The sequence below is a fragment of the Paenibacillus sp. FSL P2-0136 genome, assembly GCF_037975325.1.
Classification (GTDB): domain Bacteria; phylum Bacillota; class Bacilli; order Paenibacillales; family Paenibacillaceae; genus Paenibacillus_AQ; species Paenibacillus_AQ silagei.
The window spans coordinates 933,990-950,749 of record NZ_CP150244.1; the positions used below are offsets into that span (position 1 = coordinate 933,990).

Here is a 16,760-nt window from a genome sequence, read left to right on the forward strand (position 1 = left end):
GCAAAGGCCGGTCCGCATAAGGACCGGCCTTTGCCGGTAACCTGTAATGGAAAATCAAGGCGTGGACACCCCGACCCGGAAGGTGCTATCCTAACTTAATAGAATTTGTTATTAAGGGAGACGCAGCCGTGGAAAGTAGGCACTGGATGTCGATTATGCTTTTTATTGCAGCAGCACTGATGCTGTTTGTGTCATTCCTGTCGTACCAGAAAAGACATCTGCCTGTTGCCAGAACGATGATTCTGATTATGCTGACAGCAGCCTTCTACGCCTTCGGCTATGGTCTTGAGCTGCTTAGCGGGAACTTAAGCCAGGTGAAGCTGGCGCTGCACATTCAATATCTGGGTATTCCTTTTGTCTCCACCTTATGGCTGGTACAAGCGATTCAATTCACCGGAGCCGCTGCGCGCTTCCGCAAGCGACTGATCGCCCTGCTGTTCCTGATCCCCGCCGTCATCTTCATCCTGCAGCTCACCAATGACTGGCATCATCTAATCTACCGGGATTTTCTGCTGAATACGGACCCTTCGGTCTCCTTGTATTACACCGTCAAGGGGCTGTGGTATAACATCCATGCTGCGTATAATTATCTGGTGCTGCTTGGCGGGATTGCGCTGTTCATATCCATGTTTGTGCGGGCGCTGCCGATTGTACGCAAACAGATTGCTGTTCTGCTTCTGGGTGCGGTTGCGCCTATGCTGCTCAATCTGTTCCTGTGGACCGGAACCCGGATAGATCTCACGCCGTTCGGATTTGCAGTATCGGGCATCGCCTACGCCTGGGGCATCCTCAGATTCAACCTGCTCCGCCTGACTCCTCTGGCGATGGCGCAGGTGTTCGAGACGATCCGGGACGGTGTCCTTCTGTTCGATTATGAGAACCAGATCGTCAGCTACAACCGTGCCGCAGAGAAGATGTTTCCCGAGCTTGGGAGCAGGAGGCGCTACCCGGCGGATATGACGGAGGTGCTTGCCGGCAGCGGGGAGCTGCTTGAACGTCTCAGGGGCTTAAGCGATGAGGACGAGCGGTTTGCCTACGAGCGGCTTCAGGCCGGAAGTCGCCTGTACTATAATTGCAGTCTGTCCTTCATTCATGATACAGGCAGCACCCCTATCGGCAAAATCCTCTTGTTCAGCGACATTACGGAGCTGAAGGAGAGCGAGGTCCGGCTGCGCGAGAATGCCCGGCAGCTATCCGAGCTGAATGCCTTCAAGGACAAGCTGTTCACCATTGTGGCCCATGATATCCGCGATCCAGTAGCACTGCTGGTCAGCCTGACAGAGCTGCTGGGCGACGAGCTGACGGCTGCGGATGCTGAGCACGCGGAGGTGGTGCGTGAGATCAAAGGGCAGGTCCGTAATACATTCCAGCTCGTTGATAATCTGCTGGACTGGTACCGCAGCCAGAAGGGAAAGGTCTCCTTCCATCCGCAGGCCTGGAGTGTACAGCAGGTGGTCCGGCAGGCCTTGATGCTGGCGGGTACGAAGGCCGGGATGAAACAGATCCGCCTGACGGAGCGTATCGGCAGCGAACTGACCGTCCGGGCGGATAAAGAGATGCTGGATCTGATCCTGCGTAATCTGCTCTCTAACGCAATCAAATTCACGGGAATAGGCGGCTCTATTGAGGTTGATGCCGTGCTTGAAGAGGAGAAGGTTATCTTGTCTGTGCGAGATGACGGGATTGGTATTGATGAAGCGACCGCAGACATGCTGCGCCTGGAGGAGCCGATTCTGAAGGCGCCACTGGGGGAGGAGTCAGGAGATGCCCGCTTCGGCCTGGCGCTCGCGCGTGAATTCGTGCGCATCCATGGCGGGAGCCTGTGGTTTGAGAGCAAGCCGGGAAGTGGAACGATCTTCTACTTCACGTTGCCGGGATCGGCAGGAGGAGAACGGATGGAGTAACGGGGCAGCGGGAGGGAGGAGATATACAAATGAAGGTTATACTGGTCGATGATGAACGGATGATGCATCTGATTCTTAGCACCATGCTGCTTAAGCTGCCTGAAGTCGAGCTTGCGGGTTCGTTCACAGATACGAAGCCGGCTGCTGCCTTTCTGGAGGAGCACCCGGATGTGGAGCTTGCCTTCGTGGACCTCTCTATGCCGGGAGAGGGCGGCATGGCCTTTGCAGCCAGGCTGGCGGCTGCCGGTTCTCCAGTGCAAATTGTGTTCGTGACCTCACATAAGGAATTTGCCCTGGAGGCTTACGACTTGTCCGTGCTGGACTATCTGGTCAAGCCGGTCTCCCAGGAGCGGCTTGCGCGTACGGTGAACCGGGTGCTTACCCAGCGGCGGGCTGCTCCGGCACGGCTCTCCCCTCTGCCGGAGGTGCAGGCTCCGGCCGGTTCCGGCCGGGTAAGGCTCACGATGCTCGGGGATGTTGCCGTGAGCAGCGGGGCAGGCCGGGTCAAATGGACCTCCCGTAAATGTGCTGAGCTGTTTGCCTATCTGCTGCTGCTCCGGGGAAAGCGCGTCCCCCGTTCCAGGCTGGTTGCGGATATCTTCGGCGGCATGCATAAGGCCAATGCGGAGAGCTATCTTAACACTACCGTCTATCAACTGCGCAAATCTCTGGAGCCGCTGGGTCTGCGTGAAGCGATCCGCTCGGAGAACGACGGGTACGCGCTTGAGCTTCAGGTGCCGGTTATCGACTATCTGAAATTTGAACAGGAGGCTGCAGCCTTGCACACTATAGACCCCCCGGATATAGAGCGGGCTATGCGTATCGAGCAGCTCTATACAGGGGAGCTGTTCGGCGACAAGGCTTATGTGTGGGCCATCCATGAGACGGAGCGTTATGCGGAATTGTATGCCTCCTTCGTCAAACGGCTGGCCGCAGCGCTCATTGCCAGCCGGGATTCCGCTGCGGCCTCCAAGCTGCTGCTGAAGCTGAACAAGCGGAATCCGCTCGATGAATCGGTGATCCGCCAGCTGATGGCTGTGCACGAGCTGGCCGGAGACAAAAAAGGTCTCAATGCCGTCTACACAGACTACGTGCGGCTGCTAAACCGCGAGCTTGGCATCAAGCCCTCCGGCGACCTGATCTATCTGTATGATTCCCTGGTCCGGCGGATCTCGGAACTCAAATAATCTCTGTTTCAGCCTTCTCCGGAGGGCCCGGATTACGGGTCCTCCGGTTTTTTTTGCTGCTCAACCCAATCAGAATGGCAATTGCTAGAGTAGATTAGCTTGAGGGTGATTCTGTTAGAGTGGCGGCAAGGAATTTCGCCAAAAATGTGGACAGGGGTAAAGGCGCGAATCCGTTCCGATTACATTAGGAAATGGGGGGATACAGATGGATTTCAGTGCATTGACTGGCCTTTTCGTAGATAACAACGGTTCAGTCGTGCTGAATGTTCTGTTATCTACTGCCTTGATCTGGAGTGTTAAGCAAATTGCGAATAAAGAGAAAGTGATTCAGAATTATCAGAAACGCGATGAGGAGAATGAGAAGCAGCTTAGCGAATATAACCGTACGCTCGTGAAGCTGCTGATTGAGAGAGGAACCGCAGAGAGAAAACCTAATGATGAGGAGGTCGTCAACAAGTGAAGCTCCTCGATATCTTTCGCAAGCACGAGCTGAAGCCCAGCCGGGTCAAACGGGAAATTGAGACCCTGGGCCAAATTCAGGAGGCGTATGAATCCAATGATCTAGAGAGGCTTATTGATCTGCACCGCACTGGCTTAGGTAGAAGGGGAGATGATCTGCATGGACATTATTGACTTGATCCTGATTACACTGGAACTGATAGCCTTGATCGCTTTTACCGCGTATGTTATCCGTTACAGCAAATATTTCATCGGACGGGGGCCTATGCGTACCTATAATTTGTACCTCCGCAGTGTGTGGGTAACTTATGGGGCAGTAGCGCTACTGTGTCTCAATCTGCTGTGGGGAAGGCTGAACATCATTCTCGGGCTGAACCTGTCCGGCAGCTTATCCGATATCCTGCGGGAGTATGTGCTGGTGCTGACGCTTGTCATGCTTGTATTCGCAGGCTTGATGCACAAGGAGTTATGGGACAGCAACCATAGGCACAAGCCCCGCCGTGAGCGCAAGAAACTGAAATAGCAAGCCCCATTCCCCATCATTCCCCCTCGGACACCTGTCCTCTGCCACGTTGATCTCTCTCAATATGAAAAAGCACCAGCTCCAGCTGAAATAGCTGGCCGCTGTAAGCAAGCTGAAGCAGCCCGCCGGCCCGCTCCATCGTCTGGCGGATATTCCGCAGTCCGATCCCGTGGGATCGCTTATCGCTTTTGGTGGTCAGCAGCTCGCCGCCTGGGCCTTGGAGGACAGAACCGGAGTAGGGATTCTGAATCCGTATAAATAAGCTGGCATTCAGGTAATGCATATGTACCGCGATGTATCGTTCTGTTCCCTGTTCCTTGGGGATCAGGCTGACTGCTTCCAGGGCGTTATCAAGGGCATTGCCCAGAATAACGCTGATGACAGCGGTATCCAGCATCATCCGGGGTGGAAGGCTCAGCTCCAGACGGAGATCAATCTCTGCTGCGGATGCCTCCTGCCGTTTGTAATCCAGGATGGAGTCAATAACCGGGTTGCCCGTGTTGCAGTAAGCTTGGGCTTGTCCAGTCGAGCCAAGCAGAGCGTCCAGCTCGGCTGTAGAGGCGGCTTCTTCTCCGCTGAGAATTCTGGAGCGCAGGCCCAGCAGAATATGGTTGAAGTCATGGCGGAACCGGAGGGCTTCCTCCTGAAATTCCCGGTTCCGGTGGTACTGGTTCACATAATAGCTGTTCTGCTGCTCCAGCAGCAGGCGCTGGCTGCGTTCAGACTGTGCGCTCAGCACACGGTCAATCAGCAGGAATACCAGAAGATTAATAGCGAGCAGCAGGGCGGGAACGACAGGGAATAACTGCGGATATAGCTGGAAGAAGGGACTGCCGGATAACTGCAGTAATACCGCAATGCTAAGACAAGGAAAGAGCAAGACAACAGACCCTAACCACCCGGTTGGCTGGCCCCGGCCCTCGTCTTTCACCAGCCTGCGCAGCAGCAGAACGAGCAATAGCATCAGCAGCTTCGAGAGCAGCAGGCCGAGCCTGTAACCGAAGTCAGTATGTGGCAGTGGAACCGCCGCATCGCTGAGGATAATCACAGCAGAGATAAACACCGCAGCGTATAACCGTGAGGCAAGGCTGCCCTTGTAGAGCAGGGACACACCCAGGATCAGTCCGATATTGCCAGCCATCAGCGCGAGAGCGGACAGGGGGCTGTGATGGAGCAGAGCATGAACACCTATGTACAGAATGTAAAATGCGGTCAGCCGCAGCCGTGATTCCACACGACAGGGGAAGAAGCGGCTGAAGAAGAGATGCAGTATGACTGACAGGAGCGGTAGTACAGCGAGATAAATGATTTCATCGAGGAGTACGGAATTCATACCAGCTCCCCCCTGAAATGAAGATAGGCCCTGCGCACAGCGGGGCTATATTTGCTGCTGACCGGCAGTTCACAGCCGGTGGTAAGAATGATTTTTTTGGCGCTAATGGCCTGGATTGAATAGAAGTTCACAATATAGGACTGGTGAATCCGTACGAAATGGCTGGCCGCCAGCTTCTGCTCCTCCTCTACCAGCTTCCCGTAGTATTGTAGTGTCCTATCCTGAGTAACCAGTGTAATCTGCCTGATGCTGCTCTCCAGATAATGAATCTCCAGGTAGGGAATCCTTAATTCCTGGTTCTTCAGCTGTACCGCAAGGAAGTTCGTCCGGCCCTGCTGCCGGAGGCGGGTGGCCTTATGTATAGCTCCGGCCAGCTTCTGCTTGAAGCTCTCCGGCACCACAGGTTTCTTAATGAACCCTGACGGACGCAGGTCAAACAGCTGCATATGGTATTCTTCATGGCTGGAAATATAGATGAGCTGCACCGGATCATTGCCGTCATCCTCCCTCAGGAGCTGTCCCGCCGCAATGCCGTCCAGACCGCCCATCTCAATGTCCATCAAGATAATATCGAACTGGCTTCCGTCCCGGAGGGCCCGGGCGAAGCTTTCACCGGAATAATATAGGGAAATCTCAATAGGTTCGTTCAAGTCTTCTCCGGTTTCCAGAATCAGGCGCTCGGCCTCTCCGGCTGCGCGGGGCTCATCGTCACACACAGCAATATGAATCATCGGCTTCTCCACCTTTGCATTAATCCCTACATTATACATTTCCATCCTCAAAAACGACATGATCTCGCGTGAATATGACACCTGCGTTAGCGGAGGGGACACCGGATGGTATCGTTATGCCATCAACAGATTTGAGAGGAAAAAGGAGTGTTTGCTTTGACGGCAACAGTATTTGAGGCTGAGGGCTTATCCAAGGAGTACCCTTCAGGGGTTGCGCTGGATCAGCTCTGCATGAGCATTGAGGCTGGGGATGTGTACGGATTCGTAGGGGAGAACGGGGCGGGCAAAACAACGCTGATGAGAATCATCGGCGGTCTGGTGCATCCGACAGCCGGAAGGATGGCCTTATTCGGAGAGCAGAGCAAGGAGAGGCTGGCCAGCGCCAGACGCCGTATCGGCTTCCTGATCGAACGGCCTTCGCTCTATCCGCATATGAATGCGATGGAGAATCTGGGCTTTTACTGCCGGATCTTCGGAATCAGGGATAAGGGCAGAAGTGCTGAAGTGCTGAAGCTTGTAGGTCTGGATGAGGCGGGACCGAAGAAGGCGGGCGAATATTCGCTTGGCATGCGCCAGCGGCTGGGCATTGCCGTCGCCCTGCTGAACCGGCCGGAGTTCCTGGTGCTGGATGAGCCGGTGAATGGACTGGACCCTGCGGGAATTGTGGAGGTCAGGCATATCCTGGAGCAACTATCCCGGGAACAAGGCGTGACTCTTCTGATCTCCAGCCATATTCTGAGTGAACTGCAACTGCTGGCTGGTAAATACGGCTTCATTCATCAAGGCCGGTTGATTCAGGAGATTTCGGCTGCTGAATTGCAGCAGACTGCACAGGTGATGATCTGTATTACCACATCTTCTCCGGCAGCAGCCGTAGCTGAGTTGCTGAGGCAGGAGCTTAGGCAAGGGGATATCCGGGTCAAGCAGACCGGAGAGATCGAGCTTCCCCGAAGCGGGGTGGATCTGGAGCACCTGATGTCTCTACTCGTGCAGCGGGAGATCCCGGTTGACGGCTTTCAGCTGACTGCGCCTAATCTGGAGCAGTATTATATGGATTTGATCGGGGGCGGAGGAAGATGAGGAACCTCTGGCAGGCTGAAATCTATTATTTGCGTAAAGATTTGGCCTTTAAAAGCGTCACCGCAGTCTTCGCCTTAGCCAGCCTCGCACTTGTTCTAATTCTGGGCAGCAAAGGCGGTTATTCCTTAAGCAGTTATGCAGAGCCGCTCCAGACGGCTGCTTCGTTCTCCATTCTGTTCTATTTGGTTATTCCGCTGCATGCCTGCTTTTTCGCAACGGAGGGCTTCGAGCATGGCTCGGTGCAGAATATTATTGCTGCCGGGCATAGCAAGGCGAAATACTTCACCGGTAAATATGTGCTGGAGCTGCTTGCCGTTCTGGGATGGCTGCTGGAGTTCTACGGTTTGTTCTATCTGTTCTCTCTTGCGGCAGCGCTGATCACAGGAGCGCCGGTAGGACATGCCGGATATACAGAGGATCTGGCGGCTGGTCTGACAGCCTTGGGACTGAATCTGCTCTATCTGGCAGCTTATTGTGCAGCAATCATGATGCTGGGGATGCTGATCCGCAAACCGGCTTCGGCGGTGGTGGCCGCATTCTTCTTCATCTTCGGTAACCTGCTGCTCAGCGGGTATCTCAAGGATACCTCCTCTGCGGTTCTTCGCGCAATTTCTGAGCATTCCCTGATGACGCAGATTTTCAAATTCTCGGGGATATACGTGGAGAACTCACAGCTGATTCTGCTCTCGGGGACGGGGGATTATATCCGCGCGTTGTGGATTCCTGCAGCTTGGATCTTGCTGTCTCTAACCATCGCCCTGACCGTTTTGGAGAAGCGGGATATTCAGATATAATAGGGGAAAAGCATGCAGGGAGGCGGTCTGTTTGACTACGAATGATACGCTGCAGCTGGCGACCTTCGCCGGCGGCTGCTTCTGGTGTATGGTCAAGCCGTTCGACGAGCTGCCGGGCATCGTCTCGGTGGTGTCGGGTTATACAGGAGGGCATACGGAGAATCCGACCTATGAAGAGGTAGGATCGGAAACTACCGGACACCGGGAGGCGGTGCAGATTGTCTATGATCCGGAGCTGTTCCCGTATGAACGGCTGCTGGACATCTATTGGCAGCTGATCGATCCGACGGATGACGGCGGGCAGTTCATGGACCGGGGGCATTCTTACGCTCCGGCAATCTTCATTCATAATGAAGAGCAGCGGAAGCAGGCGGAGCTGTCGAAGGAGAGGCTGAAGGCCAGCAAGCGCTTCAAGGCGCCGATTGTGACGCCCATCCTGCCGGCTGCGCCGTTCTATCCTGCGGAAGCGGAGCATCAGCACTATTACCGGACCCATCCGCTGGATTATAAGCTATATCAGAAGGGCTCGGGCCGTGACGACTTCACAGCGCTGCACTGGAACAGCCGTGAGGATAAGAAGCGGCTGCGGGGGCAGCTCACGGAGCTGCAATATGAGGTCACCCAGAACAAAGGCGCGGAGCCTGCCTACCAGAATGCGTATTGGGACCACTTCGAGGAGGGCCTTTACACGGATGTGATCAGCGGTGATCCGCTGTTCAGCTCGGCAGCCAAATTCGATTCCGGCACAGGCTGGCCCAGCTTCACGGGTCCGGTGGAAGAGGGGATAATCCGGCGGGAAGCCGATTATAGCGGCGGACAGGTGCGGACTGTGCTGCGCAGCAGGTTAAGCGGAGCTTATCTGGGGTATCTAACCTTTGACGGACCGGAGCCGGCGAAGCAGCATTATCATATCTATTCTGCCGCCCTTCTGTTCGTCCCGAAGGCAGAGCTTGAAGACCGGGGGCTGGGACGGTATGTGAGACTTTGAAGCTTGGGTCTATTTATAGCTGCCTTGAGCATATGCTTGATCTATAGTCCTGTCCACAAAAGGGGTTGAAGATTTGGCGGGTGCACTTTTAGGCAGCTTTTTGTCTGCAATGGCAACGGTGCTGGGCGTTATTCCTATTCTGTTCGTAAGGCGGCTGTCCGAGCTGTGGAAGGATGTGCTGGTGGCCTTCACCGCCGGGATCATGGTCTCTGCAAGCACCTTCGGGCTGATGCCGCAAGCCATTAAGGAATCGGGTATTACCGCGCTGACTCTGGGGCTGATTACCGGCGTATTGCTGCTCGATCTGATCGAGAGTCATATTCCGCATATCGATGTGGAGAATAAGCCCGGCCTCAGCAATCTGGATTCCAAAGCGCTGCTCGTCATGATTGCGCTGTTCATTCATAACATCCCTGAAGGGCTCAGCACAGGCTTCAGCTATGCCAGCGAGCAGACAAGCCTCGGCCCAATGGTGGCGATTGCGATCGGCGCTCAGAATATGCCGGAAGGGCTGATTCTTGCGATTTTCCTCATGAATGCCCGCGCCAGCCGGCGCAAGGCCCTAATCATAGCCGCGTTGACCGGACTGATGGAGATGGTGTCGGCTGTGATCGGGTATTTTACAGCCAGCTATGTACAGAATGTGGTTGGATACGGGCTGGCATTTGCTGCCGGGGCAATGCTCTTCATCGTGTATAAGGAGCTGATCCCGGAGAGCCACGGCCACGGATTTGAACGGCCCTCGACGTATTCGTTTATCTTCGGGCTGCTGGCGATGGTCTATATTACGCAGTTTTTTGGCTAGGCTGCTTCAGCGGCAGTGTCATTTGCATCTGCCTGCCGCAGCCGCTATACTATAACGCAATCCCCGGTTCCTATGGAGAAGGAGTGATGACAGGATGGTTAGACTGGAATGGGAAGCTGTATTATCCTTCGTATTATTGATTGCTTCATACCTGTGCTTATACGCGGCTATTCAGAAGCGGACGAATTTCGCCCGCTACAGCATGACGGTTCTCCTGATAGCCAGCGGAGCACCGCTGGCAGTGATGCTGATTCTGGAGAGCAGAAGGGAAGCGCTGGATGCCAATATCGGGCTGGGCATGGCGTTCCTGCTGACCTGGCTCATTACCGCAGTGGTGTTTGTGGCTGCATTAATTACGTGGATAGTTAAGGCAAGGAATCGCGCTCATAGGTAGAAAATTAAGAAGCTAAGCAAAAAATAAGAAGCTGTCCAGAGACTGTAATGCCTACAGTTTCCGGACAGCTTCTTCTGTTAAAATATAAGAATTTATATATTTTACGATATAAATTATCCTTCTATTTCTCGCTGAAACGGTACCGTCTTTTAAAAGGACGGCGAAGCCGTTTCCACTTGGCTGTAAGCACGCTCTAAACGTGCAGGGTATACCGTCCTGTCTTGCTGGAATCCCGAACAGCTTCAAGCTCCAGTGCAGAGAGCGGCTGCGAGCGGGCAGCCGCAATATTCTGCCGCAGCTGCTCCAGGCTGCTGGCCCCCGGGATCACGGCGGCAACCGCCGGATCGGCCAGCGGATATTGCAGCGCGGTCTGCGTCAGCGTCCGGGTAAGGGTAGTCTGGCTCATCAGTTGATCATGCAGCTCCGTAAGCTCTGCCTCCGTATAGTCGAGATACGCCCGCTGCGCCTTGGTGCGGCCATGATCGGTCAGAATGCCGCTAGCCAGCGGCCCCCGTGCAATCAGGCTGATGCCCGCGCGGCCCAGCAGCGGAAGAATGCTCTCCTCCGGGCGTCTGTCGAGAATGCTATACTGGCTCATCACGCTGACGATACCGGAGCGCTGCACATATTCCCGGATCACATTCGGCCGGATGGAGGAGATGCCGTAATGCCGTATTACCCCTTCCCGCTTCAGCTCCTCGAAGGCCTCAATCGTCTCATCGATATCATCCTCCAGCGTTCCTCCGTGCAGCTGATACAGGTCAATATAATCGGTCTGCAGCCTGCGCAGACTCTCCTTCACAGCGGAGCGGATATAGGCCTTGGAGGCATCCCAGCTCCAGCCTTCCTTGCCGGGAATTCTGCGGTTGCCCACCTTGGTCGCCAGGATCACATCGGCGCGGCGGTGCCGGATGGCCTGACCGACAATCTCCTCATTGCGGCCCTCATCGTAGAGGTCGGCGGTATCCAGGAAGTTAATTCCGCGTTCGAGCGCTTCGTGGATAATGGCGGTGGCCTGCGCTTCCTCTGTCCCCAGCGACATGCAGCCAAGCCCCATGGCACTTACATGTAAATCGGATTGCCCCAATCGGTTAGTCTTCATCGGATGTCCTTTCGTTACGCAGTGATAGTTATTGATGGTTATGAATGAGTTCATTATAGCATTCAGGTACACCGTAAGCACTCGGGCAGGACTGCTTCAAGATTCAACGGGTACAGCATCAGGTTTAAATTAGTGAAAACCGTTTGTTGCATCGCCCCGAGTACCATCCCCACTCATAGGCGATAGGCTTAATTGTATTTTGTACAACTAAAACGCCTGGTTTGCTCCCCTGTATACGTTTAGCTGTATTTCGTACACTTAAAATCCCCGCTTTCCCGAGTTTCCACCCGTTGGGGCAGATTTAGTTGTACAGATTACAGCTATAAGGGGCAAGCCTTCTTTTACGCTGTTTTTAAGTGTACATTCTGCAACTATCCCTGAATGTCTACTTGGAACTACACGCCATAAAGCACTGATTAGTTGAAGCTCTCCCGCCAACCCAATGCTCTATTGCACCAAATAACCAACTGATTGTATTTCCTGCAATGGAAACCTTATATTTTGCTGTGAAATGGGATTCTACTGTATTTCGTACAGCAGAAAGTTGCATTTCAGGTGAAAAATAGCCATTGCTCTAGATTCAACTGTACAGAATACAATTGAGCCTAGGTAATAGCCGTTTTTACAGCATTCTATGGTAAAAAACGCAATTGCTATTGTTCTAGCTAGTACAGCATCAGATGTTTAGCTACAGGAATGAAGCATTCGCGTGATAAGGTCTGATCATTGTCATATTCACAAGATTAGCTCTGATGATGTACTAGTTAGGGAGATCTGTACAAAAAAAGAACCCTGCACCACCGCGAGCGGTGGGCAGGGTTGCCGTCATATCTGTGATCTAGGATCTGTAATCTATAATCTGTGATCTGGTATCTGTGATCTGTAGGTTCGGCAGGTGCAGTATCCGCCCCGGCTTATCCGCGCAGAATCGTCTCAATCTGCTCCAGCTCTTCCGCGCTTAGCTCAGGCGCATTCAGTGAAGCTACGGCATCCTCGATCTGGCTGATCTTGCTCGCCCCGATCAGTGCAGAGGTCACCTTGCCGCCGCGCAGTACCCACGATAAGGCGAGCTGGGACATCTTCTGTCCGCGTGCAGCCGCAATCTCGTTCAGCTTGCCAACCTTGGCAAGCACCTCAGGCGTGAGCTCCTTCTCCGAGAGGAAGACACTCGGTCCGGCTGCGCGGGAATCGGCTGCGATGCCGTTCAGGTAGCGGTCGGTCAGAATCCCTTTTTGCAGCGGGGAGAAGGCGATGGTGCCGATGCCCTCTTCCTCCAGCACATCCTGCAGGCCGTCCTCGATCCAGCGCGACATCATCGAATAGTTCGGCTGATGGATCAGGCAAGGCGTGCCCAGGCGGCGGAGAAACTGCGCGGCTTCACGCGCTTCCTCCGGTTTATAGTTCGAGAGGCCCACATACAGCGCCTTGCCCTGGCGTACCAGCAGGTCGAGGGCGGACATGGTTTCTTCCAGCGGCGTATTCGGGTCTGGACGGTGGTGGTAGTAGATGTCTACATAATCCAGCCCCATCCGCTTCAGGCTCTGATCCAGACTGGAGACGAGATACTTCTTGGAGCCCCATTCACCGTAAGGGCCGGGCCACATATAGTATCCTGCTTTGCTGGAGATGATCAGCTCATCGCGGTAAGGGGCAAGATCCTTCTTCAGCATCTGCCCGAAGCTCTCTTCGGCAGAGCCGGCGGGCGGACCGTAGTTATTAGCGAGGTCGAAGTGGGTGATTCCTAAGTCAAACGCCCGGCGGACCATAGCGCGGCCGTTCTCGAAGACATCATTGCCCCCGAAATTATGCCACAGCCCGAGGGAGATGGCCGGCAGCAGCAGGCCGCTGCGTCCGGTGCGGTTATATTTCATCGTGTCATAGCGTTCAGGATTGGCGATATACATATTGGATTCCTCCTAAATTTAAGTTGTACGGGACTTCATACCTCCCTAATTGTAGCGGATAAACGCTTTCAATCGTATGTCAGCAAGGATGATTTTTATAGCACAATGTCCGTATCTGCATGGCGGAGCCGGTATTCTTTGGGCGAGCAGCCCTTCACCTTCTTGAACATCCGGGAAAAGAGCAAAGCATCCTGATACCCCACGGATTGCGAGATCTCCCCGATGGTGCAGCCTGTCTCTGTCAGCAGCTCGCAGGCTTTGGACATACGGAATTGGAGCAGATATTGCTGCGGCGGCAAGCCCACCGTCCGCTTGAACAGCGCCGACATATATTTGCGGTCCAGCTTCAGGGAAGCGGACAGACTCTCCATCGTCACATTCTCGGCGTAGTGGGCTTGAAGGTAATGGAGGCACTGCTCCACATAGACACTTCTGCTGCGAGGAGCCGGGCTGTCGGCAGCCGGGACCGTGCGCAGCAGCAGGGCGAAGAACTCATAGAGCATCACCTTCAGCGGCAGGTCCAGCAGCTCCCCGCTGCTTCCCGTCTCCGATAACCTGGCAGACAGCGAGGGCATCAGCACCTGGTCCATCGGGAACACCGGCTGCTCCGGGGTTAGCGAAGTCCGTCCCAGCAGATAACTTGCCTCCTCCCCGGTAAAAGCAATCCAGGAATACAGCCACGGGTCAGCCTGATCTGCAGCATAATGCGTGACCACATGCGGATAAGTGAGGAAGGCCTGCCCTGCGTTCAATGTATGGGTGGCTTCACCGACGGTTACCTTGCCGGTTCCGGCGTGAATGAAGTGGACTTTGTACAGGTTGCGTACTCCGGGTCCGAATGAATGACCGGGTGCGCACTGCTCCTGGCCCCAGTAATGCAGATATAAGTCAGGATTGGCCCGGTGAGGGCGATGGGCGTTATATTTGAATACAGTCATGCTTGCAGCCTCATTTCCTAAAAGGATGATGGCACTCCTAATGAACATATACCTCTAGTATACCTCAGAAGGAGGAGGACCGGACAACCGCAAATAGTCCCAGCCCGGGGAGGGGAGGGACTGAGAGTATGAGGCTGAAGGCAGACTGGCTGGTGCTGCTGGGAATCAGGCTTCCATTTTGAGCATAACCAGCTCTTCTACCGGCTGTCCGTTCACCAGATGCTCCTCCACGATACGGGCCACATCCTCTGTCGTTACATTGTAATACCAGACCCCGTCCGGATACACGATGACAAAAGGGCCGTTGCCGCATAGGCCGAGACAGCTGGTTTTGTTGATTTTGACCGTCTTGTTGATCCCTTGCTCCACCAGTTGCTCTTTGAATTCCTGCATGACATCCAGGACATCCTGGTTATTGCAGTGCTCACTGCAGCAGAAGAGCAGATGCTTCTTAAGTACCTTCAGACGCATATTCATCGCGGTTTCCCCCTGGATTCTATAAGAGTAGTTTACCTGTTATACGAGGAGTATAGTCTCTTTTGGCCGCGCTGTAAGGAGATTGGAGCATTGTTCCCAAAGGCTTAATAACTGTCATCAATTGGAGAATTCAGTGTAATCTAAGCTGACTTCAAATCACTGAATTTGTGGAAAATGTGTCCGGCGGGCAATTTCCTGTTTCATAAATTTTTTTGCGGAACCCGGCTCAAGATCGAAAGTTACCAGTTTCGCGGAGAAGGGTTTGGTTAAGTAAGGGATGTGAAAGTAAAGCGAGAGTCAAACCATTAACAACCTAAATCAGCTACCAGGAGGGAATCGTTATGAATAAGAAAATTGTAGGTGTGTTCCATACAGAGCATGAAGCTTCACGGGCTATTGAAGACTTGAAGGCGCACGGCTTTCTGACAGAGGATATCTCAGTGATAGCGAGAAATAAACGCGATGTGGAAGCGATCAATGATGAGACCGGGACGAAGGTGCCGGAGGGTATGGCTTCCGGGGCGGCGACCGGCGGTATCCTTGGTGGTGTGACCGGACTGCTGGCAGGCATCGGCGCCCTGGCGATTCCGGGCATCGGGCCGATTATCGCAGCGGGGCCGATTGCAGCCACCTTAACAGGCGTTGCGGTAGGGGCTGGAACGGGTGGTCTGGTCGGCGGGCTGATCGGATTAGGCATTCCGGAGGATGAAGCTGCGAGCTATGACAACTATGTGGACGAAGGCCGCATTTTGGTCATGGTGGATGCAGATATCTCCCGCGAAAAGGACGTATACACTGTATTCCGCAACCATAATTCGGCGAATGCTGACCGCTATATGAGGGATGCGGGGACTGCCGGAACAGCTGCAGAAATGAATGCTCCTCGGGACTCCGTAACAGACGCGGTGGATGCCGCGTTCAATGGCTCAGGTCTCGAAGGCAGACATGATACGGGGCTGGACACGATGAATTCAGCCACGGAGCATGATCTCCCGGAGCGAAGCGCAGTGGAGGATATGAAGCGGCCGGGAATGACAGGAGATCTGTATTCCGGCACGCGTAACGGCATCGATAAGATCCCGGATCATACCGCGGAACGCAGGCTCGCCGATCGGGAGGAACAGCAGGCCCAGGAAGCCGCCAGACAGGAAGAAGCCCGGCCCGGCAGCCGTGTTGATGAGAAGGCGAAGGATAACGATAACAGCGAGCTGCTCAGAAACCACGGGCGCACCCGTTAAGCGGCGAATGAACAGCGGGTGACGCATGGGCATAGAATGATGAAAGACAAGGGTTTCCCGAAGTCCTGCCGGACTTTAGGGAAGCCCTTGTTTTGTGATGTGGATCGTAACTGAACCTGGGAATTCGCTATTGTCTGATATAACATGAAATGATGTTTTTGCCCATAATTAGACACCGAAGTATTGAATAACAAAATTTGGTGTGTTAAGCTTGTTGAAAGGAAAAAATGGAATGATATAACATATCATTTCTTTTATTTATAATTTAGTTTTATTGATAATGAAAGGAGGTGAGAAGAACCATGGAAAATATTAGACCGCCGAATATGGAAAAAAGGCTCCTATATACCCCCATATCTTGACCCTGAGAAAGTTTTGGATTGGGTGGATATCTAAGAACCTATGTATCATAGTACATTCTAACTTTATCTGTGTAAACTCAATAATTAATAAGGAGAGGTTCATAAATGTTCAAAAAACATACATTAACTTCAATAGCAATTGTAGGAGTACTTACCTTAACATCGTTAACACCAGCCATGGCTGCCAGTGCAAATGGAGCAACAAGCGGTTCTGTAAAATTAACCAATGCAATGATTACTCCGTTTGCAAGTACAAGTGTGGGTGGCGGAACCTGGAACTACGGAACTGAAAAAGTTGGAAATCAAAAGCATGTATGGTCACAATATGACCATTCTGAGTTGTCGCATAAAGCTTCGACCAAATTAGGAAGTGAATCTCATACAAGTGGTTGGAAATATGCAAAAACCACAGCTAAATCCGAGATCTATGGTAACAAAAGCAGCACAGGATATGCATACTGGGATGTTTATAAAAAATAATTGGGATTTAGATAAAAGTCATCATTAAAATGATGTGATATTCCACTTTTGAAGTGGAGTA

At 53.4% G+C, this 16,760-nt stretch carries 17 protein-coding genes and 1 pseudogene; 12 read left to right on the forward strand and 6 right to left on the reverse strand.

From position 1 onward, the window contains the following. The first annotated feature begins 146 nt into the window (after positions 1–146). The 5 genes from NYE26_RS03780 (at position 147) to NYE26_RS03800 (ending at position 4,073) form a co-directional block, all read left to right on the forward strand. Positions 147–1,904, forward strand: coding sequence for a histidine kinase N-terminal 7TM domain-containing protein (locus NYE26_RS03780; RefSeq protein ID WP_339253974.1), 1,758 nt, complete (start codon positions 147–149; stop codon positions 1,902–1,904). Between the two features lie 29 nt (positions 1,905–1,933). After that, positions 1,934–3,091 (forward strand): response regulator, encoded by a 1,158-nt coding sequence (locus NYE26_RS03785; RefSeq protein ID WP_339253976.1) that lies wholly within the window; start codon positions 1,934–1,936, stop codon positions 3,089–3,091. 205 nt (positions 3,092–3,296) lie between these two features. Continuing rightward, a complete protein-coding gene (locus NYE26_RS03790; protein ID WP_036723207.1) occupies positions 3,297–3,551 on the forward strand; it encodes a hypothetical protein in 255 nt (84 codons plus the stop codon). Beyond that, on the forward strand, positions 3,548–3,724 hold the full coding sequence (locus NYE26_RS03795; protein ID WP_155991288.1) for a hypothetical protein: 177 nt from the start codon (positions 3,548–3,550) through the stop codon (positions 3,722–3,724). Before NYE26_RS03790 ends, NYE26_RS03795 begins: the two co-directional genes overlap by 4 nt. Beyond that, a complete protein-coding gene (locus NYE26_RS03800) occupies positions 3,711–4,073 on the forward strand; it encodes a hypothetical protein (protein WP_339253978.1) in 363 nt (120 codons plus the stop codon). The genes NYE26_RS03795 and NYE26_RS03800 overlap by 14 nt, the downstream gene beginning before the upstream one ends. A gap of 16 nt (positions 4,074–4,089) precedes the next feature. On the opposite strand, the gene NYE26_RS03805 is transcribed toward NYE26_RS03800, so the two are convergent. Both NYE26_RS03805 and NYE26_RS03810 read right to left on the reverse strand, forming a co-directional pair. After that, entirely contained in the window at positions 4,090–5,406 is a 1,317-nt protein-coding gene (locus tag NYE26_RS03805; protein ID WP_339253980.1) for a GHKL domain-containing protein, read from the reverse strand. Then, the gene (locus NYE26_RS03810) at positions 5,403–6,182 is read right to left on the reverse strand and encodes a LytTR family DNA-binding domain-containing protein (protein WP_339253982.1); all 780 of its coding nucleotides are present in this window, start codon (positions 6,180–6,182) and stop codon (positions 5,403–5,405) included. Before NYE26_RS03810 ends, NYE26_RS03805 begins: the two co-directional genes overlap by 4 nt. Before the next feature lie 111 nt (positions 6,183–6,293). Between NYE26_RS03810 and NYE26_RS03815 the strand changes: the two genes are divergently transcribed. The 5 genes from NYE26_RS03815 (at position 6,294) to NYE26_RS03835 (ending at position 10,198) form a co-directional block, all read left to right on the forward strand. Continuing rightward, the gene (locus NYE26_RS03815; RefSeq protein WP_339253984.1) at positions 6,294–7,217 is read left to right on the forward strand and encodes an ATP-binding cassette domain-containing protein; all 924 of its coding nucleotides are present in this window, start codon (positions 6,294–6,296) and stop codon (positions 7,215–7,217) included. Further along, complete coding sequence (locus tag NYE26_RS03820; RefSeq protein ID WP_036723214.1) at positions 7,214–8,011, forward strand: ABC transporter permease; 798 nt, start codon at positions 7,214–7,216, stop codon at positions 8,009–8,011. Before NYE26_RS03815 ends, NYE26_RS03820 begins: the two co-directional genes overlap by 4 nt. A gap of 31 nt (positions 8,012–8,042) precedes the next feature. Next, positions 8,043–8,999, forward strand: a complete 957-nt coding sequence (gene msrA / locus NYE26_RS03825) for a peptide-methionine (S)-S-oxide reductase MsrA (RefSeq protein WP_036723216.1) — start codon at positions 8,043–8,045, stop codon at positions 8,997–8,999. 73 nt (positions 9,000–9,072) lie between these two features. Next, positions 9,073–9,804 carry a ZIP family metal transporter gene (locus tag NYE26_RS03830; RefSeq protein WP_036723217.1) on the forward strand — a complete coding sequence of 244 codons (732 nt, stop codon included), beginning with the start codon at positions 9,073–9,075 and terminating at the stop codon, positions 9,802–9,804. 94 nt (positions 9,805–9,898) lie between these two features. After that, positions 9,899–10,198, forward strand: coding sequence for a hypothetical protein (locus tag NYE26_RS03835; RefSeq protein WP_036723218.1), 300 nt, complete (start codon positions 9,899–9,901; stop codon positions 10,196–10,198). A gap of 193 nt (positions 10,199–10,391) precedes the next feature. Here NYE26_RS03835 and NYE26_RS03840 read toward each other — a convergent pair whose 3' ends face one another. The 4 genes from NYE26_RS03840 to NYE26_RS03855 all read right to left on the reverse strand — a co-directional run bounded on the left by NYE26_RS03840 (position 10,392) and on the right by NYE26_RS03855 (position 14,619). Then, on the reverse strand, positions 10,392–11,300 hold the full coding sequence (locus NYE26_RS03840; protein WP_036723220.1) for an aldo/keto reductase: 909 nt from the start codon (positions 11,298–11,300) through the stop codon (positions 10,392–10,394). Positions 11,301–12,214: 914 nt separating this feature from the next. Further along, positions 12,215–13,204 carry an aldo/keto reductase gene (locus tag NYE26_RS03845; RefSeq protein ID WP_339253988.1) on the reverse strand — a complete coding sequence of 330 codons (990 nt, stop codon included), beginning with the start codon at positions 13,202–13,204 and terminating at the stop codon, positions 12,215–12,217. 95 nt (positions 13,205–13,299) lie between these two features. Then, positions 13,300–14,142, reverse strand: coding sequence for an AraC family transcriptional regulator (locus tag NYE26_RS03850; protein WP_339253990.1), 843 nt, complete (start codon positions 14,140–14,142; stop codon positions 13,300–13,302). Positions 14,143–14,307: 165 nt separating this feature from the next. Continuing rightward, on the reverse strand, positions 14,308–14,619 hold the full coding sequence (locus NYE26_RS03855) for a (2Fe-2S) ferredoxin domain-containing protein (RefSeq protein WP_339253992.1): 312 nt from the start codon (positions 14,617–14,619) through the stop codon (positions 14,308–14,310). 341 nt (positions 14,620–14,960) lie between these two features. On the opposite strand from NYE26_RS03855, the pseudogene NYE26_RS03860 reads away from it, so the two are divergent. Beyond that, a pseudogene (locus tag NYE26_RS03860) lies at positions 14,961–15,455 on the forward strand (general stress protein); the annotation flags it as partial. Positions 15,456–16,324: 869 nt separating this feature from the next. After that, entirely contained in the window at positions 16,325–16,699 is a 375-nt protein-coding gene (locus tag NYE26_RS03865) for a lactococcin 972 family bacteriocin (RefSeq protein ID WP_339253994.1), read from the forward strand. The last annotated feature ends 61 nt before the right edge of the window (positions 16,700–16,760 follow it).

Excerpts from the sequence above, each read along its gene's own strand:
- NYE26_RS03820 (WP_036723214.1), top strand. The coding sequence starts at position 7,214 with ATGAGGAACCTCTGGCAGGCTGAAATCTATTATTTGCGTAAAGATTTG.
- NYE26_RS03810 (WP_339253982.1), bottom strand. The coding sequence starts at position 6,182 with ATGGAAATGTATAATGTAGGGATTAATGCAAAGGTGGAGAAGCCGATG.
- NYE26_RS03780 (WP_339253974.1), top strand. The coding sequence starts at position 147 with ATGTCGATTATGCTTTTTATTGCAGCAGCACTGATGCTGTTTGTGTCA.
- NYE26_RS03805 (WP_339253980.1), bottom strand. The coding sequence starts at position 5,406 with ATGAATTCCGTACTCCTCGATGAAATCATTTATCTCGCTGTACTACCG.
- NYE26_RS03790 (WP_036723207.1), top strand. The coding sequence starts at position 3,297 with ATGGATTTCAGTGCATTGACTGGCCTTTTCGTAGATAACAACGGTTCA.
- NYE26_RS03850 (WP_339253990.1), bottom strand. The coding sequence starts at position 14,142 with ATGACTGTATTCAAATATAACGCCCATCGCCCTCACCGGGCCAATCCT.
- NYE26_RS03865 (WP_339253994.1), top strand. The coding sequence starts at position 16,325 with ATGTTCAAAAAACATACATTAACTTCAATAGCAATTGTAGGAGTACTT.
- NYE26_RS03845 (WP_339253988.1), bottom strand. The coding sequence starts at position 13,204 with ATGTATATCGCCAATCCTGAACGCTATGACACGATGAAATATAACCGC.
- NYE26_RS03800 (WP_339253978.1), top strand. The coding sequence starts at position 3,711 with ATGGACATTATTGACTTGATCCTGATTACACTGGAACTGATAGCCTTG.
- NYE26_RS03785 (WP_339253976.1), top strand. The coding sequence starts at position 1,934 with ATGAAGGTTATACTGGTCGATGATGAACGGATGATGCATCTGATTCTT.
- NYE26_RS03855 (WP_339253992.1), bottom strand. The coding sequence starts at position 14,619 with ATGAATATGCGTCTGAAGGTACTTAAGAAGCATCTGCTCTTCTGCTGC.
- NYE26_RS03835 (WP_036723218.1), top strand. The coding sequence starts at position 9,899 with ATGGTTAGACTGGAATGGGAAGCTGTATTATCCTTCGTATTATTGATT.
- NYE26_RS03840 (WP_036723220.1), bottom strand. The coding sequence starts at position 11,300 with ATGAAGACTAACCGATTGGGGCAATCCGATTTACATGTAAGTGCCATG.